28 protein-coding genes are annotated in these 25,904 nt (G+C 67.8%); 14 read left to right on the forward strand and 14 right to left on the reverse strand.

The window, feature by feature from the left end; translation table 11 throughout:
* Window positions 1–132: 132 nt before the first annotated feature.
* Window positions 133–600 carry a pyridoxamine 5'-phosphate oxidase family protein gene (locus tag ACVWYS_RS09040; protein WP_116765703.1) on the forward strand — a complete coding sequence of 156 codons (468 nt, stop codon included), beginning with the start codon at window positions 133–135 and terminating at the stop codon, window positions 598–600.
* Window positions 601–608: 8 nt separating this feature from the next.
* Here ACVWYS_RS09040 and ACVWYS_RS09045 read toward each other — a convergent pair whose 3' ends face one another.
* A complete protein-coding gene (locus tag ACVWYS_RS09045) occupies window positions 609–1,055 on the reverse strand; it encodes a universal stress protein (RefSeq protein ID WP_456506522.1) in 447 nt (148 codons plus the stop codon).
* Between the two features lie 225 nt (window positions 1,056–1,280).
* On the opposite strand from ACVWYS_RS09045, the gene ACVWYS_RS09050 reads away from it, so the two are divergent.
* Window positions 1,281–2,012 (forward strand): response regulator, encoded by a 732-nt coding sequence (locus tag ACVWYS_RS09050; RefSeq protein ID WP_456509610.1) that lies wholly within the window; start codon window positions 1,281–1,283, stop codon window positions 2,010–2,012.
* Between the two features lie 37 nt (window positions 2,013–2,049).
* Here the strand turns inward: ACVWYS_RS09050 and ACVWYS_RS09055 are convergent, their stop codons facing one another.
* Window positions 2,050–3,750: a GAF domain-containing protein gene (locus ACVWYS_RS09055; protein ID WP_456509611.1), complete on the reverse strand. Its 1,701-nt coding sequence runs from the start codon at window positions 3,748–3,750 to the stop codon at window positions 2,050–2,052.
* A gap of 167 nt (window positions 3,751–3,917) precedes the next feature.
* On the opposite strand from ACVWYS_RS09055, the gene ACVWYS_RS09060 reads away from it, so the two are divergent.
* Entirely contained in the window at window positions 3,918–4,415 is a 498-nt protein-coding gene (locus ACVWYS_RS09060; RefSeq protein WP_237563289.1) for a pyridoxamine 5'-phosphate oxidase family protein, read from the forward strand.
* A 105-nt stretch (window positions 4,416–4,520) separates the two neighbouring features.
* Here the strand turns inward: ACVWYS_RS09060 and ACVWYS_RS09065 are convergent, their stop codons facing one another.
* The 3 genes from ACVWYS_RS09065 to ACVWYS_RS09075 are packed head-to-tail and all read right to left on the reverse strand — an operon-like array spanning window position 4,521 to window position 7,886.
* Complete coding sequence (locus ACVWYS_RS09065; protein ID WP_344367716.1) at window positions 4,521–5,372, reverse strand: transglutaminase family protein; 852 nt, start codon at window positions 5,370–5,372, stop codon at window positions 4,521–4,523.
* Complete coding sequence (locus ACVWYS_RS09070; protein WP_091254130.1) at window positions 5,369–6,295, reverse strand: alpha-E domain-containing protein; 927 nt, start codon at window positions 6,293–6,295, stop codon at window positions 5,369–5,371. The genes ACVWYS_RS09065 and ACVWYS_RS09070 overlap by 4 nt, the downstream gene beginning before the upstream one ends.
* The gene (locus ACVWYS_RS09075; protein ID WP_116765708.1) at window positions 6,288–7,886 is read right to left on the reverse strand and encodes a circularly permuted type 2 ATP-grasp protein; all 1,599 of its coding nucleotides are present in this window, start codon (window positions 7,884–7,886) and stop codon (window positions 6,288–6,290) included. The genes ACVWYS_RS09070 and ACVWYS_RS09075 overlap by 8 nt, the downstream gene beginning before the upstream one ends.
* Window positions 7,887–8,016: 130 nt before the next feature.
* On the opposite strand from ACVWYS_RS09075, the gene ACVWYS_RS09080 reads away from it, so the two are divergent.
* The gene (locus ACVWYS_RS09080; protein ID WP_456506523.1) at window positions 8,017–9,027 is read left to right on the forward strand and encodes a YeiH family protein; all 1,011 of its coding nucleotides are present in this window, start codon (window positions 8,017–8,019) and stop codon (window positions 9,025–9,027) included.
* Window positions 9,028–9,061: 34 nt separating this feature from the next.
* Window positions 9,062–11,689, forward strand: a complete 2,628-nt coding sequence (gene pepN / locus ACVWYS_RS09085; protein WP_456506524.1) for an aminopeptidase N — start codon at window positions 9,062–9,064, stop codon at window positions 11,687–11,689.
* A gap of 58 nt (window positions 11,690–11,747) precedes the next feature.
* Here the strand turns inward: pepN and ACVWYS_RS09090 are convergent, their stop codons facing one another.
* The 5 genes from ACVWYS_RS09090 to ACVWYS_RS09110 form a co-directional block, all read right to left on the reverse strand.
* On the reverse strand, window positions 11,748–12,848 hold the full coding sequence (locus ACVWYS_RS09090) for a lipoate--protein ligase family protein (RefSeq protein WP_456506525.1): 1,101 nt from the start codon (window positions 12,846–12,848) through the stop codon (window positions 11,748–11,750).
* Window positions 12,849–12,982: 134 nt separating this feature from the next.
* Complete coding sequence (locus tag ACVWYS_RS09095; RefSeq protein WP_090956047.1) at window positions 12,983–13,240, reverse strand: type B 50S ribosomal protein L31; 258 nt, start codon at window positions 13,238–13,240, stop codon at window positions 12,983–12,985.
* A gap of 134 nt (window positions 13,241–13,374) precedes the next feature.
* Window positions 13,375–14,184 carry a TrmH family RNA methyltransferase gene (locus ACVWYS_RS09100; RefSeq protein ID WP_456506526.1) on the reverse strand — a complete coding sequence of 270 codons (810 nt, stop codon included), beginning with the start codon at window positions 14,182–14,184 and terminating at the stop codon, window positions 13,375–13,377.
* Window positions 14,185–14,213: 29 nt separating this feature from the next.
* A complete protein-coding gene (locus ACVWYS_RS09105; protein WP_116765713.1) occupies window positions 14,214–14,999 on the reverse strand; it encodes a sulfite exporter TauE/SafE family protein in 786 nt (261 codons plus the stop codon).
* 18 nt (window positions 15,000–15,017) lie between these two features.
* Window positions 15,018–15,803, reverse strand: a complete 786-nt coding sequence (locus ACVWYS_RS09110) for an ABC transporter ATP-binding protein (protein WP_116765714.1) — start codon at window positions 15,801–15,803, stop codon at window positions 15,018–15,020.
* A 132-nt stretch (window positions 15,804–15,935) separates the two neighbouring features.
* On the opposite strand from ACVWYS_RS09110, the gene serB reads away from it, so the two are divergent.
* Window positions 15,936–16,862, forward strand: a complete 927-nt coding sequence (serB, locus tag ACVWYS_RS09115; RefSeq protein ID WP_456509612.1) for a phosphoserine phosphatase SerB — start codon at window positions 15,936–15,938, stop codon at window positions 16,860–16,862.
* A gap of 98 nt (window positions 16,863–16,960) precedes the next feature.
* Here serB and ACVWYS_RS09120 read toward each other — a convergent pair whose 3' ends face one another.
* Complete coding sequence (locus ACVWYS_RS09120; protein WP_091254107.1) at window positions 16,961–17,737, reverse strand: SDR family oxidoreductase; 777 nt, start codon at window positions 17,735–17,737, stop codon at window positions 16,961–16,963.
* Between the two features lie 297 nt (window positions 17,738–18,034).
* Here ACVWYS_RS09120 and ACVWYS_RS09125 point away from each other — a divergent pair, with 297 nt between their 5' ends.
* Window positions 18,035–18,193, forward strand: a complete 159-nt coding sequence (locus tag ACVWYS_RS09125) for a hypothetical protein (protein WP_456509613.1) — start codon at window positions 18,035–18,037, stop codon at window positions 18,191–18,193.
* Between the two features lie 62 nt (window positions 18,194–18,255).
* On the opposite strand, the gene ACVWYS_RS09130 is transcribed toward ACVWYS_RS09125, so the two are convergent.
* A complete protein-coding gene (locus ACVWYS_RS09130) occupies window positions 18,256–18,675 on the reverse strand; it encodes an Hsp20/alpha crystallin family protein (RefSeq protein WP_456509614.1) in 420 nt (139 codons plus the stop codon).
* A 239-nt stretch (window positions 18,676–18,914) separates the two neighbouring features.
* A complete protein-coding gene (gene fabG, locus ACVWYS_RS09135) occupies window positions 18,915–19,640 on the reverse strand; it encodes a 3-oxoacyl-ACP reductase FabG (protein ID WP_116765718.1) in 726 nt (241 codons plus the stop codon).
* 150 nt (window positions 19,641–19,790) lie between these two features.
* Between fabG and ACVWYS_RS09140 the strand changes: the two genes are divergently transcribed.
* Genes ACVWYS_RS09140 through ACVWYS_RS09155 form a run of 4 tightly spaced genes read left to right on the forward strand, consistent with a single transcriptional unit; the run spans window position 19,791 to window position 21,892 of the window.
* Window positions 19,791–20,249 carry a DUF3099 domain-containing protein gene (locus tag ACVWYS_RS09140; protein ID WP_456509615.1) on the forward strand — a complete coding sequence of 153 codons (459 nt, stop codon included), beginning with the start codon at window positions 19,791–19,793 and terminating at the stop codon, window positions 20,247–20,249.
* Window positions 20,246–20,533, forward strand: coding sequence for a hypothetical protein (locus tag ACVWYS_RS09145; RefSeq protein ID WP_344367728.1), 288 nt, complete (start codon window positions 20,246–20,248; stop codon window positions 20,531–20,533). The genes ACVWYS_RS09140 and ACVWYS_RS09145 overlap by 4 nt, the downstream gene beginning before the upstream one ends.
* Window positions 20,534–21,412 carry an SURF1 family cytochrome oxidase biogenesis protein gene (locus tag ACVWYS_RS09150; protein ID WP_456509616.1) on the forward strand — a complete coding sequence of 293 codons (879 nt, stop codon included), beginning with the start codon at window positions 20,534–20,536 and terminating at the stop codon, window positions 21,410–21,412.
* 3 nt (window positions 21,413–21,415) lie between these two features.
* Window positions 21,416–21,892 carry a YbaK/EbsC family protein gene (locus ACVWYS_RS09155; RefSeq protein WP_456509617.1) on the forward strand — a complete coding sequence of 159 codons (477 nt, stop codon included), beginning with the start codon at window positions 21,416–21,418 and terminating at the stop codon, window positions 21,890–21,892.
* Between the two features lie 4 nt (window positions 21,893–21,896).
* On the opposite strand, the gene ACVWYS_RS09160 is transcribed toward ACVWYS_RS09155, so the two are convergent.
* Window positions 21,897–23,495 (reverse strand): ABC-F family ATP-binding cassette domain-containing protein, encoded by a 1,599-nt coding sequence (locus ACVWYS_RS09160; RefSeq protein ID WP_456506532.1) that lies wholly within the window; start codon window positions 23,493–23,495, stop codon window positions 21,897–21,899.
* 328 nt (window positions 23,496–23,823) lie between these two features.
* Between ACVWYS_RS09160 and ACVWYS_RS09165 the strand changes: the two genes are divergently transcribed.
* From ACVWYS_RS09165 to ACVWYS_RS09175, 3 genes are read left to right on the forward strand one after another with little or no spacing between them, the layout of a single operon-like run.
* Entirely contained in the window at window positions 23,824–24,477 is a 654-nt protein-coding gene (locus tag ACVWYS_RS09165; protein ID WP_456509618.1) for a biotin transporter BioY, read from the forward strand.
* On the forward strand, window positions 24,474–25,274 hold the full coding sequence (locus ACVWYS_RS09170) for an energy-coupling factor ABC transporter ATP-binding protein (RefSeq protein ID WP_456509619.1): 801 nt from the start codon (window positions 24,474–24,476) through the stop codon (window positions 25,272–25,274). Before ACVWYS_RS09165 ends, ACVWYS_RS09170 begins: the two co-directional genes overlap by 4 nt.
* Window positions 25,271–25,903: an energy-coupling factor transporter transmembrane component T family protein gene (locus ACVWYS_RS09175; protein WP_456509620.1), complete on the forward strand. Its 633-nt coding sequence runs from the start codon at window positions 25,271–25,273 to the stop codon at window positions 25,901–25,903. The genes ACVWYS_RS09170 and ACVWYS_RS09175 overlap by 4 nt, the downstream gene beginning before the upstream one ends.
* The last annotated feature ends 1 nt before the right edge of the window (window position 25,904 follow it).

A 25,904-nucleotide genomic window follows, 5' to 3' on the forward strand; every position in this document is an offset into this window, starting at 1 on the left:
GTCCGGAGCTCCCCGGATCCGCCTGGCGGCACGGGGAGCGCGCTGCGGGGTGTGGCCGCCGGGCCTTATGGCCCCTTGACCGGGCCTTATGGCCCTAATGGGACTCCGGGCCTGCCCGTAGGGTGTCTGTCCATGGACTCAACCACGCCCTCGCCCGATTACTCGCTCACCATGGACCAGTGCTGGGTCCTCCTCGATACCGAAGCCGTGGGGCGCGTCGCGCTGATCGTGGACAGCCATCCGGAGATCTTTCCAGTGAACTTTGTGCTTGAACGGCGTGCGATTGTCTTCCGCACCTCCGGCGGCACGAAACTGTGGGGCGCCATCACCTCCAAGCCGGTCGCCTTCGAAATCGACGGCTACGACGCCCACGACGAAGCGGCGTGGAGCGTCATGGCCCGCGGCGAAGCCGAGCTCATTGAGAGCCAGGAGGAGAAGGATGCCGTGGATGCGTTGCTATTGGAGCCCTGGCAGCCTGGCGAGAAGGCCTATTACGTGCGGGTCGCTCCCAAGGCGCTGACCGGACGACGCTTCAAGGTCAACCGGCCCGACCTCTGGACCACGCGCCTTTCGGACCCGCGCCGCTCCACCTTCGAATAGCTCCGGCGTCACGACTCGTTCTCGGGCGAGTGCACGATCAGCACCGGGCAATGCGCATGCGCCACACAGGCGGAGCTGACGGATCCCAGAAGCAGGCCGCCGAAGCCGCCGTGGCCGCGGCGGCCCAGAACCAGCATGTCCGCGGTTTTGCTTTCCTCGATGAGCACGTGGCGCGGATGGCCTTGGACGAGCCGGGTTTCGACGTTGGCGGGAGCGTCCGGGCCGAACGCCTTGGCGACTGCCTCGGCGAGGATCTCCCCCGCCCGGACATCAAAGTCATCGATGCCGACGGCGACGTAGCCGTCGTAGACCGGCGGGTAATCCCAGCAGGCCAGGGCGACCACTGTGGCGGACAGCGGCACGGCAAGGCGCTGCGCCTGCCGGAGAGCCTCCACAGAAGGCTCCGAACCGTCAACGCCCACAATGATGGTCCGGGTGTCGCTGGCTTCGTTCATTGGTGATCCCTCATCGTCGTATCGGCCGGGCACGGATGGCGCCGCTCCCATGATGCCGCCGGGCCCTGTGGGCGCCTAGGGCCAAAAGTCATGCGGCGCCGCCGGCGGGTGGGCATTAGGACCCTTGTCCCGGGACACGGTGTGCAGAAGAATGGCTAAGGCTTGGGGAAGTCAGCGAACTACAGAATCAAACGGTGCAGCAGAAGGCGGCCGGACAGGAGAACCATGATTGCCTGGTCAGATGCAGGTCTCACTGCACCCGATGGCGTGCCGGCGGTTATACGCGTCTTCATCCTTGACGACCACGAGCTGGTCAGGCGAGGGCTGCAGGAACTCCTCGAAGGCGAGGGATTCGTCGTGGTCGGCAGTTCCGGATCCGCGGTCGAGGCAACCCGCCGGATTCCGGCCCTGCATCCGGACGTCTGTGTGCTGGACGCCCGGCTGCCTGACGGGACCGGTATTGAGGTCTGCCGCGACGTGCGCTCTGTTGACCCTTCCCTGAACTGCATCATCCTGACGAGCTTTGACGACGAACAGGCACTGCGCGGCGCCGTGCTGGCAGGCGCCCGGGGCTACGTACTCAAGGAAATCGGCGGCACGGACCTGATCGGGGCCCTGCGGCGGGCGGCCAGCGGGGAATCGCTCTTTGAGGAAGGCGTCGCCGCCGGCGTCGTCGACAGCCTGGTGGATACCGAGGAAGTCGACCCCCGTACCTCGTCCCTCACGCCTCAGGAACGCCGGGTACTGGAACTTGTGGGCGGCGGACTGACCAACCGGCAGATAGCGGCGGAGATGTTCCTGGCGGAAAAGACCGTCAAGAACTACGTTTCCTCGCTGCTGGCCAAGCTTGGATTCGAACGCCGCACTCAGGCAGCCGTCTTCATCGCCAGTCCGGCGGTCCCGGTGGCGTCCGGCGGGAACGCCGGTGACGCGAACCGGCCGCACAGCGTCCGGTAGCACCTGCAGTCCGGGCATACCGCCGAAAACTGGGGCCCTAAAGGGGCACCGACCACTCGAGGCTCGTACCGGCGTCGGGCGTGCTGGTGATGGTGCACTCGCCATCGAGCATCCGCGCCCGGTCCTCGAGGTTTGTCAGGCCTCCGCGTTTTTCCGGATCGGCGAATCCGGTGCCGTTGTCGTTGATCACCACCGTCACCCGGCCCTTGATGACGGCGACTGAGACGGAAATCGTGTCCGCGCCCGAGTGCCGGATCGCGTTGCTGAGGCCCTCGGAGACCACAGCCACCACGTTGTCGGCCTTGTCCGGTGTCACGGCATCCACCGGTCCGGTGATGGTCAGGCGCGGGGCAAAGGGCATGGACTTCGCCGAACTCTTCGTGACCCGGCGGATCCGGCCGCTCAGCAGTTCGGTTTCGCCGCCGCTGCTCTTGAGGGAGTAGATGGTGTCGCGGAGGCTCCGGATGGCCTCGTCGAGTTCGCCTGTGATGTTGCGGATCCGCTCCAGCGCCAATTCTTCCTTGGTGAAGCGGGTGAGGCTCTGCACGCTCAGTCCGGCAGCGAACAGCCGCTGGATGACGAGGTCATGGAGGTCCCTGGCGATCCTGTCACGGTCGGTGAAGACCAGGAGCTCTTCGCGCAGCCGGTGCACTCTGGCCAGTTCCAGGGCCAGGGCCACGTGGGAACCGAAGACGGCTCCCATTTCAATGTCTGTCCTGGCGTAGCGGACCGAATCTTTGTTCTTTGCCAGCAGGAGAAGCCCGTGGTGGGCGCCCTGGGTGCTGAGTGCCACGGCCAGCAGCGGCCCCGTGACGGAGCCGTCGACCTCCCCGACGACGTCGGACGCGTCGTCGAAGAGCACCGGCTCGCCGCCGTCGAGAACTCCTTCCAGAAGTTCGGACTCAAGGTGGAGCGACCGTCCCGAAAAGGACCGTCCGCGTTCACCGGCGACGCCGATCACCACGTAGCTCGGCGAGTCGGCCGCGGGCGCCACCAGCAAGGCGAGGTCTGACGCGGACTCCTGGAGGGCGCGGGCGGCAATCGGGTCAAGGCCGCCCGAGGTGTAGTCCCGGTCGGTGCTCAACATCAGCCCGGAGACGTCCATGCTGGCTTCCAGCCACCGCGCCCTGCGGCGCGCGTCGTCGTAAAGGCGGGCGTTCTCGATGGCGACGCCGGCGGCTGCGGCGAGGGCGACTGCCAGGGCTTCGTCCTCGTCGGTGAAATCGCCGCCGCTTTCCTTCTCCGTGAGGTAGAGGTTTCCGAAGACGACTTCGCGGACGCGGACCGGGACGCCCAGGAAGGAATGCATGGGCGGGTGGTGTGCCGGGAAGCCGTAAGACTCCGGATGTTTTCGTAGATCGTGCATCCGCATTGGCCGGGGATCGGAAATCAGCAGGCCGAGTACGCCGTGGCCGGTCGGCAACGGACCGATCTGCTGTGCAAGCTCTTCGTCGATGCCGACGGTGATGAAGTGGCTCAGGGCGTGGTCATCGCCGATCACCCCCAAGGCGCCGAACCGGGCATGCAGCAACCGGCACGCCGACAGCACTACGCGCTCCAGGACTGCATCCAGACTCAGGTCCTCGGCCACCGCCACAACCGCTTCCAGCAATCCGGCCATGCGTTCCTGAGACTGTTGGAGTTCCTCGGCCCTGGAACCAAAACCCTTCAGCAGCTCCTCGAGACTGGGATTTGGCTCGGAGGCGGTATGGCCATGGCTCTTACCCGTCGAATGCATGTTGTTGCCCCAATCGCTCCGGCGCTCGTCGACGCTGACGACGTGATGCCAGAATACCGTGAACTGAACGGAAGGTCCCGAGTAGTGGGCATTTATTAGCGCTTTGTTCCATGGCTGGGACCTTTTGCCCTAGCCCCTGCTCACCCCTTCGGCGTAAGCTCGCCGGCATGAGTACTGATGCGAACCCGGGCGGCCAGACGTCGAAGGACCAGCCCCACGCCGTGGAAAACCTCGATCATCACGAATGCTGGCGACTCTTGCGCAGCGTCTCGGTGGGTAGGCTGGCGGTCTGGGTGGACGATCATCCCGACATCTTCCCGATCAATTACAAGGTCGATCACGGGACGCTGGTGTTCCGCACCGCAGTGGGCACCAAGCTGCAGGCAGCCACGGGCGACACGCCGGTAGCGGTGGAAGCGGACGGCGTGGACGCGGACACCGGGATCGCCTGGAGCGTCGTGGCCAAAGGCCAGGCCGCGCCGGTGCAGAACCCTGAGGAAGTCATGGACACCGTGGGTCTGTTGCTGTTCCCGTGGCAGGCCGGGAAGAAGGAGCACTTCGTCCGGATCACGCCGGATACCGTCACCGGCCGTCGGTTCAAGGTGGTCCCGCCGATGACCTGGTGGACACCGCTGGACGACGCCACCCGGTCGGGCCTGGAATAATCCTTACCCCCGGTCCCCTACCGCCCCGGTCCCCGGGTTGCGCTATCAGTTATGGCTGTTCTGAGGGCTCAGAGCAGCCATAACTGATAGAGCAACGTTGTGCGGCTAGGCGAGGCGGGTGATCTCCACGCTGACGTTGAGGGCCGATCCGCCGCCGCCGGACAGGATGCCCTTGAGCGGCGGGACGTCGCGGTAGTCGCGGCCCCGGGCCACGGTGACGTGGAAGTCCCCGGCCGGCTTGTGGTTGGTCGGGTCCCAGCTGCGCCATTCGCCGTCCCACCATTCGAGCCACGCGTGGGACTGGCCGGCCACCGTCTCGCCGATGTCCGCCGTCGAACGAGGGTGAAGGTAGCCGGAAACGTAGCGGGCCGGGATCCCGCAACTGCGCAGGGAGCCGATGGCCAGGTGCGCCAGGTCCTGGCAGACGCCCTGCCGCTGGTTCCAGGCCTGCTCGGCGTTAGTGGTGACGCCGGTGGAGCCCTTCATGTACGTCATCTCGCCGCGCATCCAGGCGAAGACCGCCATGGCGGCCTCGTGCGGCGTCTTCCCCTCGACGACGCCCGGAATGATGCCAAGCACTTCGGTGCCCGGACCGGTCAGTTGGGACTGCGGAATCCAGTCGCTGTACTGGTTGAGCGTCTCCGGGGCCGCCAGGACGTCCCACCCGACGATGTCGGCCTCGGCTGCGATCTTCTCCACCCGGTGCACCTCCACGGTGGTGGTGGAGAGGACTTCGAGGTGTTCGTGGGGCATCTGCATGTCGAAGGCCGTCACGCGCGTGCCCCAGTAGTCGCGGTAGCTGCTCAGGGCCGCCTGCGAGGGCGACACCTTCATGGAGGACTCCAGGACCACCTGCTGCGGGTCCGTCAGCGGGGTCATCCGGGCCTCGTTGTAGGACAGGGTGACGCGCTTGTTGTACTTGTACGCCGTCTTGTGGACGATCCTCAGCCGGGTCATGAAACTTCTCCCACCCAGGCCAGTTCGTCTGCCTGATTGAAGTACTTACGGGAAATGGCGTCCGAGGCCTGCGAAACCGCCTTTTGCACGCGCTCCATGTGCTCCGGCAGTTCCGACATCAGGTCGTCGGTGCGGTGGAACTCCAGGAAGGTGCGGGCCTGGCCGACAATGCGGCGGGCGTCGTTGATGAAGCCGACGCGCTGGGCTGAGGGGTCCAGCTTCGCGAGGCACTCGTCGGCGTCGCGCAGGGCGTAGACGATCGACCGCGGGAACAGCCGGTCCAGGAGCAGGAACTCTGCCGCGTGCTGGTCGCCGAAGGCCGCCCGGCGCGTGCGCAGGAAGGATTCGTACGCGCCCGCGCAGCGGAGCATGTTCACCCAGGACATGCCGGCCGAGAGGACATCGCGCGTGGACAGCATGCGGGCCGTCATGTCGGCGCGTTCGAGGGACCGGCCCAGGACCAGGAACAGCCAGCTCTCGTCGTGGCTGACGGTGGTGTCGGCGAGGCCGCTGACCATCGCCGTGCGCTCCAGGACCCAGTTGCAGAACCGGTAGGTGCCCACGACGTCCTTGCGGTGCTGGTTCAGCCCGTAGTAGGTAGTGTTGAGGCTTTCCCAGAGCCCGGAGGAGACGGTCTCCCGGGCACGGCGGGCGTTTTCCCGGGCCGCGCCGAGCGAGCCGGCAATCGACGTCGCACTGTGCTTGTCGTACGCCAGGGCGTTCAACAGCTCGGGGAGGCCGAACTCGTCATTCTGCGGGCGTGCACCCATCACCGCCAGGAGCTCCTGCGCGACGCTGCGCTGTTCTTCCATGGGCAGGTGGTTGAGGCGCTCCAGGTGGACGTCGAGGATCCGGGCTGTGCCGTCGGCCCGTTCCACGTAGCGGCCGATCCAAAACAGTGACTCGGCAATACGGCTAAGCATTCGCGGTTACCTCCTGCGCGTCAGAAATCTGCTGCTGCTGTTGCTGCTCTTTCTGGCTGTCGCGCCAGTTGCTTTCGACCGGCCAGACCGAAACCCGCTCACGGACCGTGATGGTGGGCCGCGGGATGACTTCGACCGGAACCTGCGGGGAATCCGCCAGGACCCAGGTGTCCTTGGAGCCGCCGCCCTGGCTTGAATTGACGATCAGCGAGCCCTCCTTGAGCGCCACCCGGGTCAGGCCGCCGGGAAGCACCCAGACGTCCTCGCCGTCGTTGACCGCGAACGGGCGCAGGTCCACGTGCCGGGGGCCGAACTTGTCGCCGCTGAGCGTGGGCACCGTGGACAGCTGCAGCACCGGCTGCGCGATCCACCCGCGGGGATCGGCGATGACCCGCTTGCGGAGGGCTTCGAGTTCTTCCTTGGAGGCATCCGGGCCGATCACGAGGCCCTTGCCGCCGGAGCCGTCGACCGGCTTGACCACGAGCTCGTCGAGCCGGTCCAGGACGTGTTCCCGGGCTTCCTTCTCTTCGAGCCGGTAGGTGTCCACGTTGGCGATCACGGGCTCTTCGCTGAGGTAGTACCGGATCAGGTCCGGGACATAGCTGTACACGAGCTTGTCATCGGCGACGCCGTTGCCCACCGCGTTGGCGATGGTCACGCCACCGGCGCGGGCCGCGTTGACCAGGCCCGGGCAGCCGAGCATGGAATCGGCCCGGAACTGCAGTGGATCCAGGAACTCGTCGTCGATGCGTTTGTAGATGACATCCACGCGCTGCTCACCGGCGGTGGTGCGCATGTAGACGCGGTTGCCGCGGCAGATGAGGTCGCGGCCCTCGACGAGCTCGACGCCCATGAGGCCGGCAAGGAGGGTGTGCTCGAAGTAGGCGCTGTTGAACACGCCGGGGGTCAGGACCACGACGGTGGGATCGTCGACGCCGGCGGGCGCCGTTTTGCGCAGCGCGGACAGGAGCCGGCGCGGGTATTCCTCGACAGGGCGGATGAGCTGCTGGCCGAAGGCCTCGGGCAGGCCCTTGGCCATGGCGCGGCGGTTCTCGAGGACGTAGCTGACGCCCGAGGGCACCCGCACGTTGTCCTCCAGGACGCGGAAGGTGCCCGCGGCGTCCCTGACGACGTCGATGCCGGAAATGTGGACGCGGACGCCGCCGGCGGGTTCGAAGCCGTGCACCTGGCGGTGGAAGTGGGCGCTCGTGGTGACGAGCTGGCGCGGGATGACGCCGTCGGACACCACGGTCATCTTGTCGTAGACGTCGTTGAGGAAGGCTTCCAAGGCCCGGACCCGCTGCGCGACACCGCGTTCCAGGACGCTCCACTCATCGGCGGGGATCACCCGGGGGACGATGTCCAGGGGGAAGGGGCGCTCCTCGCCGGCGAAGTCGAAGGTGACGCCGCGGTCCAGGAAGGTCCGTGCCATGGAATCGGCGCGGGCGCTCACATCGGCCAATGAAAGTTCACGCAGGGCCCCGGCCACCTGCCCGTAGGACTTCCGGGCCTGCTGGCCGGGGGTAAACATCTCGTCGTAGGCGCCGGTGCGGCCGGCAGCCTCGGAGTAATCCTGGAATAGGTCAGACATGGTGACTAGCCAACCACTTTTTCGTTACGAAATCATTTCGGCGGCCCCCGCACGGCGCGGTCGGCGCACGGGCGCCTGCCCGGGCGGCCGCAGTTACTGCTTTTCCCGCCGCGTACGGCAATGTAGGGGCGTGCCTTCCACCACTCCCGCATCCGCGGCCGCGCCAGGCCTGATCGGCGCCGCAGCGGCCGTTGCCGCCGCCGTCGCTGTCCATCAGCTGCTCCCCGCGCTCCCGGCGATGACCCTGGCCGTGCTTCTCGGGCTCCTGGCCGCCAACCTGCCGGGTGTGGCGGGCTGGACCGCCGGGCCGGCACGTCCCGGGCTGGACTTCGCCGGCAAGCACCTCATGCGCGCCGGAATCGTGGTGCTCGGCCTGAAGGTCAGCCTCGGCGACGTGCTGGGCCTGGGCTGGGCGGCGCTGCTGCTGATTGCGGCCGTGGTGGCGGCGGCTTTCGCGGGCACTTACGGGATCAGCAGGCTCTTCCGGCTTCCTCCGCGCGTATCGCTGCTGGTGGCTACGGGGTTCGCCATCTGCGGGGCGTCCGCGATCGGGGCGATGGCCGCCGTGCGCCGGATCCGGCAGGAGGAAACGGTGCTGCCGGTGGCGCTTGTGACCCTGTGCGGGACGCTGGCGATCGGGGTGCTGCCGCTGCTCGCGCGGCCACTGGGCCTCGGGCCGGAGACCTTCGGGGCGTGGACCGGCGCCTCAGTACACGACGTGGGACAGGTGGTCGCCACCGCCCAGACCGCGGGCACCGCCGCCCTGGCAGTCGCCGTCGTCGTCAAACTCACGCGGGTGATCCTGCTGGCACCGGTGGTGGCCGCCGCGGGTTTCCACCATCGTCTGGGCTCCGAAGCCGACGGCGCCAAGCGCCCGCCGGTGATCCCGCTGTTTGTTCTCGGATTCGTGGCCCTGGCGGCCCTCCGCACCACCGGCTGGCTCTCCCCCGCCGTCCTGGACGCGGCCGCCGCTGTCCAGGACGCGCTGCTGGGCATGGCGCTGTTCGGACTGGGCTCCGCGGTGCGGGTGGGCCAACTCCTCCACACCGGCGCCCGCGCGCTGCTGGCCGCGCTGGCGTCCTGGCTGCTGATCGCCCTGCTCGGGCTGGGCGCCGCGTTCCTGATGTTCCCGCCGACGTGATCCGGCACACAGGCTCCCGTGATTAGATAGCGGGGTGTCGAATCAGAATCTGAGCCGCGACGAAGCCGCGGCCCGCTCCGCCCTCATCACCACGCACAGCTACGACGTCTCCCTGGACGTCCGGCAGGCAGCGGACCCGGGTGTCGCCGGCTACCCGAGCCGCAGCGTCATCACGTTCTCGGCCACCGAACCCGGAGCGTCGACCTTCGTGGACTTCATCGCGGGCAGCGTGCACAGCGTCTTCCTCAACGGCAAGGGCCTGGCCGTGGCCGACGTCGTGGACGGCTCCCGCATCCGGCTCGACAACCTGCAGGCCGAGAACCAGGTCACCATCACCGGGACGGCCCTGTACAGCACCTCAGGCGAGGGCATGCACCGCTTCGTGGATCCCGCCGACGGGCAGTGCTACCTCTACACCCAGTACGAACCCGCTGACGCGCGCCGGGTGTTCGCGAACTTCGAGCAGCCCGACCTGAAGGCCGAGTTCACGTTCCATGTCATGGCCCCGTCGGACTGGCAGGTGTCCTCCAACGGTGCTGAGGTCCTGCGCACCCAGCTAACGTCCGACCCCGCCACGAGCCTCTGGGACTTCGCCCCCACCCAGCCGATGTCGACGTACATCACCACCGTCCTGGCCGGTCCGTACTTCAAGGCCGGGGACACCTGGAGCGGCAGGCTGGCCGACGGCACGGTCCTGGAGGTGCCGCTGGCGCTCTACTGCCGCGCGTCCATGGCCGCGTCCTTCGACGCCGGGGCGCTCTTCAGTCTCACCAAGAACGGGCTGAGCTTCTTCAACGAGCTCTTCGATTTCCCCTACCCGTGGGGCAAATACGAGCAGGCGTTCGTGCCTGAATACAACCTCGGCGCCATGGAGAACCCGGGACTCGTGACCTTCACGGAAAGCTACGTCTTCACCTCCCGGGCCGCCGACTCCCAGTACCAGGCCCGCGCCAATACCCTCCTGCACGAGATGGCACACATGTGGTTCGGCGACCTCGTCACAATGAAGTGGTGGGACGATCTGTGGCTCAAGGAATCCTTCGCGGACTACATGGGCACCTTGGGCGTGGACCGGACCACGGACTGGGACACGGCCTGGGTGAACTTCGCCAACAACCGCAAGGCCTGGGCCTACGTGCAGGACCAGCTCCCCACGACGCACCCGATCGTTGCCGACATCCCGGACCTCGAGGCCGCGAAGCAGAACTTCGACGGCATCACGTACGCCAAGGGCGCCTCTGTCCTGAAGCAGCTTGTCGCGTACGTCGGGTTCGAGGCGTTCATTGCCGGCTCACGCCAGTACTTCAAGGACCACGCCTACGGCAACACCACCCTGGCCGAGCTGCTGACCGCGCTGAGCTCGGCATCCGGCCGGGACCTCGCGGACTGGGCCCGGCAGTGGCTGCAGACCTCCGGCATTTCCACCCTCGCCAGCGAGATCGAGGAGCACGACGGCGTCCTGGGCACCGTGACGGTCCTCCAGGACGCGGAGGACCCGACGACGGGCCGGCAGGAGCCGCGGCCGCACCGGCTGCGGATCGGCCTCTACGACTTTGACGACGCCGGCGCCCTGGTCCGCTCGGACAGCGTCGAGACCGACGTCAGCGGCGACCGGACCGACGTCCCGGCACTGGCGGGTAAACCGCGGCCCGCCCTGCTGCTGGTCAACGACGACGACCTTAGCTACGCCAAGGTCCGGCTGGACCCGCCCTCCGAGACCACGGCGCGCAACTCCCTGGACAAGCTCAGCGATCCCATGGCACGGGCGCTGTGCTGGACGGCGCTGTGGGACTCGGCCCGTGACGCGGTCACGCCGGCCGCCCTCTACGTCGACGCCGTCCAGCGCTTCGGACCCGCCGAAACCGGGATCGGTGTGCTGCTGAATGTCCTGGGCAACGCCGCCACCGCGATCGAACGCTATGTCCCCGCGGCCGGCCGTGCCGCCGTCCGCCACGGCTTCCTGTCCCTCGCTGCGGACGAGCTCCAGCGGGCCGCGCCGGGCTCTGACCAGCAGCTGGCGTGGGCCCGCACGGTCGCCGCGGCCAGCCGCTTCGACAACAGCCGGCTGGACCTGCTCCGCGGCATCCTCGACTGCAGCACGGTCCTTGACGGCCTGTCCGTGGATGCGGAGCTCCGCTGGAACTTCTGGCATGCCCTTGCCGCCAACGGGGAAGCCACCGTTGCCCAGCTGGACGGGGAGCTTGCCCGGGACAACACCGCCGCCGGCAAGTCAGGGCACGCCACGGCCCTCGCGGCCCGCCCCGAGGAAGCCGTCAAGGAGGCCGCTTGGCAGGAAGCCGTGCACGGCACCTCGCTCTCCAACCAGCTGCTGAGCGCCACCATCGCCGGCTTCAACACTGCCCCGGCGCCGCTGCTGCGCGGATTCACTGACCGCTATTTCGACTGCCTGGTGGACGTGTGGGGCGGGCGCAGCATTGAAATCGCGAGCCGGATTGTCCGGGGGCTCTACCCGGCCGGGCAGGACCTGGACGGCAGCACCCCGGACACGCACTCCGTCATTGTCCGGACGGACCACTGGCTCGCCGGGCACCCGGAAGCACCGCGGGCGCTGCGCCGCATCATTATCGAACAGCGCAGCCACCTGCACCGTTCACTCACGGCGCAGGCCCTGGCGGCGAATCCCCGATCGACTGCTCCGTAACTGCCCTTTTGGCGGCTCTATAGGGCCGTTACGGAGCAACCGACGGGGGTGCAGGGGCTCAAGGCACCCGGTGGAGCCACTCCGCGGTGCCGAACTTGGTCTCGACGCGGCGGCCGGCCGCCTCGAGTTCGGCGTCGGTGAGTTCGGACGGCGTGGCGCCATAGCGTTCAGCGAAGACGTCCATCATGGCCGCGACGATCTCGGCGCGGGCCATGCCGGTCTGGCGGCGCAACGGATCCACCCGCTTTTTCGCGCTCCTGGTGCCCTTGTCCGACAGTTTCTCCTGCCCGATGCGCAGGACCTCGACCATCTTGTCGGCGTCGATGTCGTAGCTCATGGTGACGTGGTGCAGCATGCCGCCGTTGGCGAGCCGTTTCTGGGCCGCCCCGCCGATCTTGCCGTGCTCGGTGGCGATGTCATTGAGCGGCACGTAGAAGGCGCTGATGCCGACTTTCTCCAGCGCGGCCATGACCCAGGCGTCCAGGAAACTGTACGAGTCCGCGAAGCTGATGCCGTCCACGAGGGTCTGCGGGAGGTAGAGCGAGTAGGTGATGCAGTTCCCGGCCTCCATGAACATCGCCCCGCCGCCGCTGATCCGGCGGACCACGCTGATGCCGTGCCTGGCCACACCTGCGGGGTGGAGCTCATTGCGGACCGACTGGAAGCTGCCGATCACCACGGAGGGCTCCTCCCAGTCCCAGAACCGCAGGGTGGGATTGCGCCGCCCGGCCCCGACCTCCTCGGTCAGGACCTCATCCAGGGCAACGTTGACGTGGGTGGGCAGGACGGACGGGGCGATGATGTTCCAGTGGTGGTCCGCCCAGCCCGTGGCCTTCGCCAGGGCGCGGCGGACGGTGACCGCGACGGCGTCGGCAGAAAAGCCAAACAGCACGGCGTCTTCGGGCAGGGCCGCCGTCACGGCCGCCGCGATGTCGGCGGCGCCGGTGTCCAGGGCCAGCCCTGTGAGGGCCCGGTTGATCTCCGGCAGCGCCTCGTCCGGCTCCAGGAAAAAGTCACCGCTGAGCGAGACGTTCGTCAGCACGCCGTCCACGACGTCGAAATCGGCGACCACAAGCTTGCCGCCCGGGACCTTGTATTCGCCGTGGTGACGGCCGCCGTCGTCGTGCGCGGAACCGGAAGCATAGGGAAGGGTCGTCATGGCATTAATCCTGCCACGGCAATCCTGCCTGCGGCGCGCCGCCAGCGGCGCGACGCACGGCGGTACGCGAGGGCAACGCAAAAAGCCCGCACCGTTGCCGGTGCGGGCTTCCTACAAGACCTTGGGGAAGAAAGTTACTTCTTGCCGCCGAAGCCCTTGAAGCGAGCGTTGAAGCGCTCGACGCGGCCTGCGGAGTCCATGATGCGCTGCTTGCCCGTGTAGAACGGGTGGGACTCGGAGGAGATTTCGACGTCGATGACCGGGTAGGTGTTGCCGTCTTCCCACTCGATGGTCTTGGAAGAAGACACGGTGGACTTGGTCAGGAACTTGACGCCGGAAGCCAGGTCGTTGAAAACAACAGCTTCGTACTTCGGGTGGGTATCAGACTTCATAATTGGACCTTTGTTCGCACAACTGGATTTTGCCAGCTGCCAGGTATGAATGGGATGGCCGGCGGAAAGCACCGGACGGCCAGCTATCAATCATAGCGGAAAGCGGACGGAGTGACGAACGCCGTTTGCGCACGTCAGCCCTTCGGGCGGAGCTCCCAGAACGCGACCGCCGACGCCGCCGCGACGTTGAGTGAATCGACGCCCGGGCGCATCGGGATCTTCACGGCGAGGTCGACGGCGGCCAGGGTGCCTTCGCTCATGCCCGCCCCCTCCGTGCCCAGCACCAGCGCCAGCCGCTCGGGGCGCCGGGCCGCGAGTTTGTCCAGGTCCACGGCGTCATCCGTGAGCTCCATGGCGGCCACGGTGAAACCCTGCTCCCGGAGCGCGGCCAATCCTCCCGCCCAGTCTTCCAGCCGCGCCCACGGCACCTGGAACACCGTGCCCATGCTGACCCGCACGCTGCGCCGGTACAGCGGATCCCCGCAGCGCGGTGACACCAGGACGGCGTCCACGCCCAGGGCAGCGGCGGAGCGGAAGATCGCCCCCACGTTGGTGTGGTCCACGATGTCTTCCAGCACGGCCACCCGGCGGGCTCCCGCGAGCAGTTCCGCCAGGGGCACCGGGGCAGGCCGGTGCATGGCGGCCATGGCGCCGCGGTGCAGGTGGAAGCCGGTGATTTCCTCCAGGAGCGCGGCCGGGCCGACATAGGCCGGGACGTCCGGGTACTGCGCAAAGACATCCGCCAGGTCCTCGGCCCATTTCTCGGCCAGGAAGAAGGACCGCGGCCGGTGCCCCGCCGCCAGGGCCCGGCGCAGGACGCGGGAAGACTCCGCGATGTACAGGCCCTCGGCGGGTTCGCGGACCTTGCGCAGGTGCACGTCCGTGAGTTGGGTGTAGTCCGAAACCCGCGGGTCGTCGGCGGAGTCAAGATAGTAAAAAGTCACGGGCAGGTCATTTCAGCAGGTTCGTGTAGTTATTTGAAAAGGTTGGCGATCATGAATCCCAGCGCCACCAGGCCCAGGACGAAGATGACCCCGCGCAGGACCACCGGGGAAAGCCTGCGCCCCACCTTGGAGCCAATCACCCCGCCGATCAGGGAGCTCACGGCGATCAGGCCGACCACTCCCCAGCTGATCCGGTCGAAGGCGAACAACAGGTAGGAGCAGGCGGCGACGACGTTCACGCCCAGGACCAGGATGTTCTTCATCGCGTTGGCGTTCTGGATGGTCCCGGTCATGAACACGCCCAGGATGCCGACCAGCAGGATGCCCTGCGCCGCGACGAAGTAGCCGCCATAGACGCCGGCCAGGTACACCAGCACCACCAGCAGCACACCGTGGCGGCGGTCCCGGATCGCGTGCTCGGGATTTTCTTCCCGGTTCTTCACCCACCGCTGGAGCCGCGGCTGGAAGGCCACCATCAGCAGGGCCAGCACGATCAGGACAGGGGCGGCGTAGTAGAAGACCTTCTCGGGCAGGTGCAGCAGCAGGTAGGCGCCGGTCACGGCGCCCAGCAGTGAGGCCGGCAGGAGCCGGAGTAACTGCTTGCCCCGGCCTGTCAGCTCCCTCCGGTAGCCCCAGGCGCCGGCGGCATTGCCGGCCACAAGTCCCATGGCGTTGCTGATGGACGCGGTGACGGGAGGGTAGCCCAGGGCGATCAGCACCGGGAAGGTGACCAGCGTGCCGGAGCCGACGACGCTGTTGATGGTGCCCGCCCACAGCCCGGCGAAGAAAATGAAGACGCTATTGAGGAGCTCCACGCGCGGTCAGCGGCCCCGTCAGCGGCTGGCGGTGGCGGTGTACCGGCCGGCGGTGACGGTGACGTCCAGCGGCAGGCCGAACGTCGCGCTCAGGTTTTCGGCCGTGAGGACCTCGGGCAGCGGGCCGGAAGCCACCACACCGCCGTCGCGCAGGAGCATGGCGTGGGTGAAGCCCGGCGGCACTTCCTCGAGGTGGTGCGTGACCAGGACAATCGCCGGGGCCGACTCATCGCGGGCGAGTTCGCTCAGGCGCCGGACGAGGTCCTCGCGGCCGCCGAGGTCCAGCCCGGCGGCGGGCTCGTCGAGGAGCAGGAGTTCAGGGTCGGTCATGAGGGCTCGGGCGATCTGGACGCGCTTGCGCTCCCCCTCGGAGAGCGAGGCGAAGGGACGGTTGAGCAGCGGGCCCATGCCCCACTCGTTCAGCAGCCCGAAGGCGCGCCGTTCGTCGTCCTTCTCGTAGCCTTCGCGCCAGCGGCCGGTCACGCCGTACGCGGCCGTGACCACGACATTGAGGACCTTTTCTTGTTCCGGGATCTGGCTGGCCAGCGCGGCGGAGGACAGTCCGATCCGGGGCCGGAGTTCAAAGACGTCGACGGCGCCCAGCACTTCCTCCAGGATGCCCGCCGTGCCGGACGTGGGGTGGATCCGCGCCCCTGCCAGCTGAAGAAGAGTGGTCTTGCCGGCGCCGTTGGGTCCCAGGATCACCCAGCGTTCGCCTTCCTTGACCTGCCAGTCGACCTTGTCCAGGAGGGTCTTAGCCCCACGTACAACGCTCACGCCGGCCATTTCAAGAACTTCACTCATAGGAGTAGACACTAGGACAAAAAAGCGGACGACTGATAACCGGCGCCGCGGGCTGCCGTGGGGCGTCACGCGGCGGGGGCCGGTGCGCAACGAATTCGGGCCGTCCGGCGCCCGCTCGCTAGGATTGAAGCCATGAGTTCGAACGTGACCGCAGTCAGCTACGGCCTGAAACTGTCCCTTCCCGACGTCGAGCGCCTGCGGTCGCTTCTCACGGCCGCGGGGCTGAGCGTCGACGCCGAAACCCGCACCGGCGACGGCCGCTTCGAGGTGTATGCGGCGGACTGCGCACTGGATTCCCTCGATGCAGAGCCCGGAAACGCCGAAGCCTCCCTCCGGGCGTCGCTGCTGGAGGGTCCGCGCCGCACGCTGGCGGCCTCAGGCATCGACGGCGTGGACACGGCCCTGGTTCCCGCGGAACTGCGCAACGCGCCTCGCAAGTTCCTGATCATGGACGTGGACTCCACGCTCATTCAGCAGGAAGTGATCGAGCTCCTGGCCGCTTATGCCGGCAAGCGCGAGGAAGTGACCGCGGTGACCGAGGCGGCCATGCGCGGCGAGCTGGACTTCGCCCAGAGCCTGCACGCCCGGGTGGCGGTGCTCGCCGGGCTGCCTGCCGACGTCGTCGAAAAGGTCCGCGCCGAGGTCAAGCTGACCGACGGGGCCGCCGAGCTCGTGGCGGCGTTCCAGGCCGCCGGCCACGCCGTGGCCGTGGTCTCCGGCGGGTTCAACCAGATCCTCCGGCCGATCGCCGAGGACCTGGGCCTGCACTACTGGATTGCCAACGAACTCGAGATCGTCGACGGTGCGCTGAGCGGCAAGGTGATCGGCGACGTCGTCGACCGCGCCGCCAAGGAGAAGTACCTGCGCGAGTGGGCGGCGGCCGAAGGCATCCCCATGGAGCACACGATTGCCGTGGGCGACGGCGCCAACGACCTCGACATGCTCGGCGCCGCAGGAATCGGCATCGCGTTCAATGCGAAGCCGGCCGTCCGTGCGGCCGCAGATGCCGCCGTGAACCTTCCCTACCTCGACGCCGTGCGGTACATCTCGGGGGTCTGACGCTCTTCCGTTGCGTTAACTGCGGGATGGCACGTCACGGCAATGCTTTTGGGGGAAACATTGCCGCGACGTGCCATCCCGGCCGCGGGCCTGAGGTCCTAGTGGGAACCCTTGTCGGCCGACTTGGCTGCGGTTTTATCGAAATAATCGGCGCCGCCGACGTATTCGGTGTGACCGGTCTCGACGTCGGCCGTAGCCATCTTGGCGACCTCGGCGCCGAACTCCTTGACCGAGTACAGCTTGCCGGCCTCGGCACGGCGGGCCTCGATGGCGCCGGGATTGGAGCGGTCAAGCAGGGTGGCCGTGACGGTGCCCTCGATCATGTCACCGGAAACAACCACAAGTGAGATGCCCTTGTCGGCCAGGTCCGGGACGAGTTCGCGCAGGGCGTTCTCGCCCGCGCGCTTGCTGCGCGCGACGGGCTCGTACTCGGGCATCGTGGGCACCGTGTCGATGAAGTGGGCCTGGTGGCTGGTCACGAAGACCACGCGGGAGCCTTCCGGCATGAGGGGCGCAGCAGCGTTGAGCATGTTCACCTGCGCGTCACGGTTCAGCTTCAGGGCGTAGTCCTCTTCCATACCGGTCTCCATGCCGCCGGAGGCATTGAGGACCAGGAGGTCGAGCGAGCCGAAGTTCTCCATGGCGGCGCTGGCCAGGGCCTGGACGCCTTCCTGGGTGGTGAGGTCAGCCCCGACCGCCACCGCGCGGCCGCCGGCGGCCTCGATCTCGGCGACAACCTTGTTGGCGCGCGGCGCCTTCTGACGGTAGTTCACAACCACGGCAGCACCCTCGGCAGCGAGGAACTTGGCGACTTCGGCGCCGATTCCGCGCGACGAACCGGTCACGATCGCAGTCTTATTCTCCAGCAGTCCCATACAAGCTCCTTTGTTCCAAACGTCCAAACACTTTGGGTCTGCAATCCATCATGCCAGCGGTCTTCGCCTTTTCAGTTGTTCAGCCTCCACAAAGAAGCCCAGGCGGCGTAGTTTCCGGGAGCATGGCGTGTCCCCTGTTTCTCCCCTGCACCTCCCCTGCGCGGGACATGCTCTCCGTGTGGGCTCTGGCCTGGACATGTGGCCCATATGTCCAGTGCCGGGGGTCAGGACTGGACATGTCCCCCCGGTTGGGGACGCGGGCGGCCCAGCCGTATCGACGCATCAAGGTTCAAGTCAGTGGTCAGCCCGTCCCCCGGCGTCTGGATGCACCACCTGGAGCGTCGCTCGGAAGATGACCTCGACACCGAGGTCGCGGGCTGTCTCCAGCGGGCCCGCGACGAGGCCCGCTGGCGCCGCGGCGGCACCTGCCGCCAGCCTCATCGCACCGGCCAGTAAAGGGTCAAACCGCAGGATCAGCGAGTGCAGGATCAGCGAGTGCCGTCTCGACCAGTGCCGTATCAGCTGCGGTCGATCCGGATCTTCTTTGTGGTTTCGACGGGCGCCACCTCGGGCGCCGGCGCGCGGACCTCCAGGACGCCGTCCTTGTAGGTGGCCGTGACGTCTTCTTCCTTCGCCCCTGCAGGCAACGCAATGCTTCGTGTGGCCGAGCCGTAACGGAATTCCGAGCGGTAACCGGTCTTGCTCTTTTGCTCGGACTTTTCCTCCCGCTCCACGGAGATGTTCAGCATGCCCTCGCTGACCGAGACGTCGACGTCCGTGTCGGGATCGATGCCGGGCACTTCGGCCCGAACCACCAGGGTGCTGCCCTCCTGGAACTGTTCGATCTTGATGCTGGGCGCCAGCGTCAAGTCGCCGTCAAGGAAGCGGCGGACCGGTTCCAGCATGTCCGAGGGCGTCCATTTGCTCAGATCACTCATGATTTTCCTCCTGCGTCCACGCCCCTGCCGCGGCAGGTCAGGGGCTGTGAGCCCATTACACGCTCCCGGGCCGGCACTGCCAAGGGCAAAAAGGCCCGGCGTCGAGGAGACGGGCGGGCGTCCCGGGGATGGAGTCGCCAGATGGCAGCGGACGACGGCGGATACGGCCGTCGTCCGCTATGGCCGCCGCGCCCGGCACCGCCGGTGCGCGCGAGACGGCCGTGCGCCGCCGTCGGGATCTAGTGGCCCATGCCGAGGCCGCCGTCGACCGGAATGATCGCGCCGGAGATGTAGGACGCCTCGTCGCTGGCGATCCAGCGAACGACGTTGGCGACCTCGGAGGCCTCGGCGAAGCGCCCGGCGGGAACCTTGGTCAGGTAGTCCTTCTGGGTAGCCTCGGGCAGCTCGGCCGTCATGTCGGTGTTGATGAAGCCCGGCGCCACCACGTTCGCGGTGATGCCGCGGCCGCCGAGCTCGCGGGTGAGCGAACGGGCGATGCCCACGAGGCCGGCCTTGGAGGCCGAATAGTTGATCTGGCCCGGCGCGCCGTACATGCCGGAGACCGAGGAGATCAGGACCACGCGGCCCTTGCGAGCCCGGATCATGCCCTTGGACGCGCGCTTGATGACGCGGAAGGCGCCCGTGAGGTTGGTGTCGAGCACGGAGGTGAAGTCGTCTTCGCTCATGCGCATCAGGAGCGTGTCCTTGGTGATGCCGGCGTTGGCAACGAGTACCTCGACGGGGCCGTGGGCGGCTTCGACAGCGGCGAACGCGGCGTCAACCGAGGCTTCGTCCGTGACGTCTGCCTTGACGCCGAGAATGCCCTCGGGCAGGGGCGATTCGCTGCGGAAGGTCACTGCGACCTTGTCGCCGTTGGCCAGGAAGGACTCGGCGATGGCCAGGCCGATCCCCCGGTTTCCGCCGGTGATCAGAACGCTGCGGCCGGTGGTGGGTGTTTCAGACATGCGGGGCTCCGGAATTCTGCGGCAGGGAAGGCCGCGCTGGGGGCTGGATTTTTCCTGCCTCCGATCTTAGCGTCCGGTTCGCATCCGTTTGGGCGGGTCCGCCGATGGTGAGAGAATCGGAGTAAGCCTTGGGAGCGTGATCTAACAGCCGTGACACTCAAAAACCGACCCGGTGTTCCTGTGCCCGGGAGGCCGGACGCCGAGTCCGGCGGCACTGAGGTGCACAGCATTACCGACGCCGCTGCCGCGCACTCGGACGAGATGCGCCAGCGGATGATCAAATACGCGATCGCCATGGGGATCCGCATGGTCTGCCTGATCCTCATTTTCGTCGTGGACGGCTGGTTCAAGCTCCTTCCCGTCCTGGGGGCCGTGTTCCTGCCGTGGGTTGCGGTGGTGATCGCCAACGGCAGCGACAAGGCGGAGATCCACAGCGATTCCCTCTTGGACTATGTGCCGCAGGTCGAGCTGGACGCCCCGGCTTTCACAGACCCGGGCCAGGCGTCCGCCTCGGATGGCGTCGGGGATGACGCCGCCGTGACGCTGCTGCAAGGCGAACTGATCGATGATGAGAACGACGACGACACCCACGGACGGGCAGCTTCATGAACCTCTTTGACCTGGCCGGGAACGGCGGCGGCACCGCCGCGGCCCCCGGCACCGTCTGCTCGCGGAAGGCCTGCCGCACGCCGGCGGAATGGCAGCTCCTGTGGAACAACCCCAAGATCCACACCCCGGAGCGGCGCAAGATCTGGCTGGCGTGCGGTGAACACCGCTCCTGGCTTGAGGACTATCTCCAGACCCGCGGGCTGTGGAAAGAGACACTGGCCCTCGAAGCGACCGCGTCCTTCGACAAGACTGCCCCCCTGGACCCGTCAGGCAGGATCGGCTGAATGTACCGCTTTCTCTTCTCCAGCAAGTGGCTGGGGTACTTGCTGCTCGCCGCGATCTTCGCCGCAGCCTGCGTGGGTCTTGGCCGGTGGCAGATGGACCGCCGCGCCGAGACACTGGCTGAAATCAACCGGGTGGTCTCCAATTACTCCGCCACACCGGTGCCCTTCTCCGCCGTCCGGGACCAGTTCAGCCGGCTCGATCCGGAGCGCGAGTGGACCCAGGTGGAACTCAAGGGCAGCTACGACGCCGCTGGCCAGCGAGTCGTCCGCAACCGGCCGCTGAACGGCCAGCCCGGGTACGAGGTCGTGGTGCCGCTGAGGCTCGAGTCCGGCGAGACTGTGGTGATCGACCGGGGCTGGCTGCCGATCGGGAACAACACGCCGGGCCGGCCCGACTCTGTGCCCGCGCCGCCGCAGGGACCGGTGACGGTGGTTGCCCGCCTCAAGGCCGGCGAACCCGAGCTCCAGCGCGGCGCCCCTGACGGCCAGCTGGCCTCGATCGACCTCCCGACCTATTCCACGCAACTGGGATATCCGCTGCTCAGGGGCGCCTACGGACAACTTGCCTCGGAGTCCCCCTCGGTGCAGGCCATGCCCTTCCCGTTCCCCAAACCGTCCACCGATGAAGGAACCCACCTCTCCTACTCCCTGCAGTGGTTCGCTTTTGGTGTGCTGATGTTCGTCGGATTCGGCTATGCCGCCCGGCAGCAGGCCCGCAACGCCGCGATTGACGCGGAGGACGCGGAAGCTGAGGCCGCCAACGGCGGATTCCTGCACTCCAGCGGCCCGGTGGCCCGGCGTCGTCCTGTCCCCCGCAAGCGGAAGAACGCGACCGCGGAGGAAGAGGAAGATGCGATTCTGGACGCGCAGGGCTACTGAGACGTGGGCGCCTTGATTCCGGAGCCGGTGGCCCGCGTGAAGCGCGCGCTGACCTCACTGGGCGCCGAGGACACCGTCACGGTGTTTGAGTCGAAAGTCCCGACGGCGGCCGCTGCCGCGAACGCCCTGGGCTGCGACGTCGCGGCCATCACGAACAGCCTCGTGTTCGACCTCGACGGCACGCCGTTGCTGATCCTGGCCAGCGGCGCCGCCCGGGTCGATGTCCGCAAGGTCGCCGCACAATTGGGGGCCGGGAAAATCCGGCGGGCCTCCCCCGAATTCGTCCTGGAACACACCGGTCAGGAAGTGGGCGGTGTGGCTCCCGTGGGGCATCCGGAGAAGATCCGGACTCTGTTGGACCAGTCGCTGGCGGCACACCCCGTGCTCTGGGCAGGGGCAGGCGACCACAACTCGATGTTCTCGATCAGCTACGAACAACTCCGCCGGATCACGGGCGCCGTGGAGATGCCCGTCCGTTAGGGGTTTACGCCAGCGTGATCAGGTCCAGGTAGTCTTCGTTCCAGTGGTCCTCGATGCCGTCGGGAAGCAGGACGACGCGCTCCGGGTTGAGCGCCTCGACGGCGCCCTCATCGTGGCTCACCAGCACGACGGCGCCGGTGTAGTTGCGCAGGGCGCCGAGGATTTCGGAGCGGCTGGCGGGGTCCAGGTTGTTGGTGGGCTCGTCGAGGAGCAGCACATTCGCGCTCGATGCCACAATGGTGGCCAGGGCCAGACGGGTCTTTTCGCCGCCGGAGAGGACACCGGCGGGCTTGTCGACGTCATCCCCGGAGAACAGGAATGAGCCCAGGATGCCGCGGACTTCGGAATCGTTCATGTCCGGGGCGGAAGAACGCATGTTCTGCAGGACGGTGCGGTCGACGTCGAGCGTCTCGTGCTCCTGGGCGTAGTAGCCCACCTTCAGGCCGTGGCCGGGGATCACTTCGCCGGTGTCCGGTTTGTCGACGCCGGCGAGCATGCGCAGCAGCGTGGTCTTGCCGGCACCGTTGAGGCCCAGGATGACCACCTTGGAGCCGCGGTCGATCGCGAGGTCGACGTCGGTGAAGATTTCCAGCGAGCCGTAGGACTTGCTCAGGCCGTCCGCGGTCAGCGGGGTCTTGCCGCAGGGCGAGGGGTCCGGGAAGCGCAGGGCTGCCACGCGGTCGTTTTCGCGGACCGCTTCGAGCCCGCCGAGGAGCCGTTCGGCGCGCTTGGCCATGTTCTGCGCCGCGACGGCCTTGGTGGCCTTGGCCCGCATCTTGTTCGCCTGGTCCATGAGGACCTGGGCCTTCTTCTCCGCGTTGGCGCGTTCCCGCTTGCGGGCGCGCTCGTCGGTTTCGCGCTGGGTGAGGTAGCGCTTCCAGTCCATGTTGTAGAAATCGATCTGGGCGCGGTTGGCGTCCAGCAGGAAGACCTTGTTTACCGTCGCCTCGAGCAGTTCGGTGTCGTGGCTGATGACGATCAGGCCGCCCTGGTGGTTCTTGAGGAACTCACGGAGCCAGGAGATGGAATCGGCGTCGAGGTGGTTGGTGGGCTCATCGAGGAGCATGGTCTCGGCGTCCGAGTAGAGGATGCGCGCGAGCTCCACACGGCGTCGCTGCCCGCCGGACAGGGTCTTCAGCGGCTGGTTCAGCAGGCGGTCCGGCAGGGCGAGGTTCGAGCAGATCGCCGCGGCCTCGGCTTCCGCCGCGTAGCCGCCGGCGGCCAGGAATTCGGATTCCAGCCGGTCGTAGCGGTTCATCGCCTTGCGCTGGACTGCTGCGTCCTCGCTGGCCATCTCTTCGTGCGCCACGCGGAGCTTGCCGACGGCGACGTCCAGGCCGCGGACGGACAGGATCCGGTCCCGTGCGAGCTGCTCCATGTCCGGGGTGCGCGGATCCTGCGGCAGGTAGCCGATTTCGCCGCTGCGGGTCACCTTGCCGGCGGCCGGCAGGCCTTCGCCCGCGAGCACCCGCGTCAGTGTGGTCTTGCCTGCACCGTTACGGCCGACCAGGCCGATCTTGTCTCCCTTGTCGATCCGGAAGCTCACCTGGTCCATGAGGAGGCGGGCGCCGGCGCGAAGTTCGAGATCCTGGACGGTAATCAATGCAGCTAAGGCCTTTCACAACAGGGAATGCCGCGGCACATCGGGTGGAGTCTGGGCGGGGCCGGGGCAGGTCGGCCGAGAGCACGGCCTCTACAAGTCTACCGGCCCCGCCCGGGCTCCGTGACATGGGCACCGGCGGCCGCAGCCGGCCGCCCCGCGTGCCGCGGACGGCATTCGTTGGCGGCGCCCTCCAGCATCCGGGCCGCCGCTTAGTGGGGCACCTACAAAAAACCCGGACGGCCGCGGCCGTACAGTCGAAATCACCATTCCGTTGTGCGCCGCATCGCCGCCATGCACCGCACCGCACCGCACCTTCGACAGGAACACCATGACGCAGACCGACCACCCCGCCACAGCCAAGACCGGGCTCTCGCGCCGCCGTAGCCGCTGGAACGCCACCGACCTCGGCCTGATCGCCGTGTTCGCCGCCCTAGTGGCAGGTTCCGCGCTGATCGCCGCCATTCCCGTTGGCGGACTCGGCGTGCCCATCACGCTGCAGACTCTTGCCGTCATGCTCACGGGGCTGGCGCTCGGCCCGGGGCGCGCCTTCGCTGCCCTGGGACTCTACCTGCTGCTGGGATTCGCCGGCCTGCCGATCTTCAGCGGCGGGCGCAGCGGGCTGGGCGTCCTCGCCGGCCCCTCCGCCGGCTACATCATCGGTTTCCTGCTGGCCGCCACGGCGGTGGGCTGGCTGACCGTCGTCGTGCTCGCTCGCACCGCCACCCGGACCGGCAAACTCCGCGCCGCGCTCCTGTTCGCCGCCGCCATGGTGGGCAGCATCGTCTTCATCCACGGCCTGGGCATCCTGGGCATGATGGTCAACGCCAAGCTGGACTTCTCCAAGGCCTTCCTGGCCGACCTCGTGTTTTACCCCGGCGACATCATCAAGAACGTCCTGGCCGTGAGCATTGCCCTGGCCCTGCACAAGGCCTTCCCGGATCTGCTGCTCCGCCGCGTCCGGACGGCAGCCGCCCGCCCGTGAGCACCATAGTCCTGGACCGGGTCTCGGTGCGGGTGTCCGTTGACGGCCGCACCGATCCCAAGACGCTGCTCCAGGAGCTTTCCCTCACATTCACGGAACGGCGCATTGGGATTATCGGGGCGAACGGCTCGGGCAAGTCCACCCTCCTGAGGCTCCTCAACGGGCTCGTTGCACCCAGCGACGGCACGGTGGGAGTCGACGGCGCCGATACCGTCCGCGCCGTGCGGGAGGTCCGCCGCCGTGTGGGCTTTGTCTTCACCGATCCGCTTTCCCAGCTGGTCATGCCCACCGGGCGCGAGGACGTGGAGCTGTCCCTGCGGCGCTCCATCCGCAACACCACGGAGCGCCGCGCCCACGCGGAGACAGTCCTGGACCGGTTCGGGCTCCTGCGCCTCGCGGACCAGAGCATCTACGAACTCTCCGGCGGCGAACGCCAACTCCTGGCCCTGGCCGCCGTCCTGGCCGTCGACCCTGAGGTGCTGGTCCTGGACGAGCCGTCCACGCTATTGGACTTGCGCAACCGCGAATTGCTGCGGCGCACGCTGTCCGGGCTCCGCCAGCAGGTCATCCTGTCCACCCACGACCTCGAGCTCGCCCAGGACATGGACCGGGTCCTTGTGGTGGATGCCGGGAAGGTGGTGTTCGACGGCGGTCCGGCCGAGGCCGTCCGGCACTACCACGCCCTGAGTGCTGCGGGCCTGCCTCCCGAGGGCCTGCCTTCCTTGGGCCTGCCTGGGACCGGTGCCGGGGGCGCCGGGCTGGCCGGGCTTCAGCAGGGCGGGCTGAAGCGGCCGTGAGCGGCCACGGCTTCCTTTTGGCAACCTACTCGCCTGGCACTTCCCTGATCCACCGGGCGCCGCTGGGGCTGAAGTTCCTGCTGGTTGTCGGGTGCGGAATGGTGTCCTTCCTGATCTCCGACTGGGCGGTGTCCGCCGTCGCGCTGGCGCTGCTGTGCGGGCTGTTCCTGCTCAGCGGCGCGGGCCCCGCCCGGCTGTTCCGCGCGGTGCGCCCGGTCCTGCCGGTCCTGCTGGCGATCGGCGTCTTCCAGTGGTGGCAGCTGGGCGCCCCCACCGCCGCGCGGATCGTGCTGAACGTTCTGGTCTGTGTTGTGGCGGCCTCGATCCTCACCGCCACTACCCCGGTGCAGGCGCTCCTCGACGGCGTCGCATCCCTGGCCCGGCCGTTCCGGCGCTTCGGTGCGGACCCTGAGCGCTTCGCCCTGACCATTGCCATCATGCTCCGCAGCATCCCGTTCGTTGCCGAGGCCTACCTGAACGTCCGCGACTCCGCCCGGGCCCGCGGACTCGACCGCAACCCCCGCGCTTTGGTGCTCCCAGTGTTCATCACCACCGTGGCCTTCGCACGGCAGACCGGCGAAGCGCTGGCCGCGCGTGGCCTGGGCGAGCCCGAGGACCCGGAGGACTAGT

This window comes from Arthrobacter sp. TE12231 (assembly GCF_054062895.1).